Source organism: Vibrio sp. Y176 (genome assembly GCF_033438945.1).
Map to the genome: position 1 here is coordinate 1 of NZ_JAWOQS010000314.1, position 819 is coordinate 819.

Here is an 819-nt window from a genome sequence, read left to right on the forward strand (position 1 = left end):
ATCAATATCTCGATGGGTGTAGACACGGTGCCCACTGCTATTTCGGTGGACATGTTTCAGTAAGCCAATTTTTTCATAGTATCGAAGCGTGTATGACGACAACCCAACTGCGCTGGAAAACTCTTTCATATTCATTATTTTTACCGAAGATTATCCTTTCCTGTGACCACAAGTTATGTAACCACACTATGGATAACCTTTGCAAAGCAAGCAGTCTAGTTTCTTACCGATGTTGTTAAGACTATAAATAGTCGTCTACTTTTATTGATGTAAACCCTTTAGTAAGGCAACTGTAGAGATCGGCGATACGAACTAAGGGACAAGAATGATGTAGCAGTTCTTGGGCGTGTGCCGACAAAGGAACACATCATGAGTGAGAACGAGAAAAACAAACCGCAAGGGATCTATAAGTATTATGAAAACAATCCCAAATCTGCGGATGAGAAAGTCTTTGGACGAGTCAGCTACCCAGACAGGCGCGGTTTTCTGAAAGGTGCGGGGTTAGCGAACATGGCCGCCGCGCTTGGTGGCTTTATCCCATTCCATCGCAATATGCCGGCTGGCATCATCCCCGCAGCTTTTGCAGAGGGTCTTGATGACGTCATGATCGAAGGCAAAGACGGTTTAACGGTGCTCAACGACAGGCCGATGAATGCAGAAACCCCACCCCATTTGTTGAATGACGACGTAACTCCAACTCGACGCCATTTCATTCGCAACAACGGTATTCCACCAACAGACGTAAACCCTGAAACTTGGACGTTGACCATTGATGGATTGATCGACAAACCAATGTCGCTGTCGATTGCCGATCTCAAA

2 protein-coding genes are annotated in these 819 nt (G+C 45.5%); one reads left to right on the forward strand and one right to left on the reverse strand.

The genetic code is table 11. From position 1 onward, the window contains the following. The coding region (locus R7O13_RS25780; protein WP_318305062.1) for a MerR family DNA-binding transcriptional regulator at positions 1-135 on the reverse strand (135 nt) is incomplete at its 3' end. A gap of 234 nt (positions 136-369) precedes the next feature. Here R7O13_RS25780 and R7O13_RS25785 point away from each other — a divergent pair. Beyond that, the coding region (locus tag R7O13_RS25785) for a twin-arginine translocation signal domain-containing protein (protein WP_318305061.1) at positions 370-819 on the forward strand (450 nt) is incomplete at its 3' end.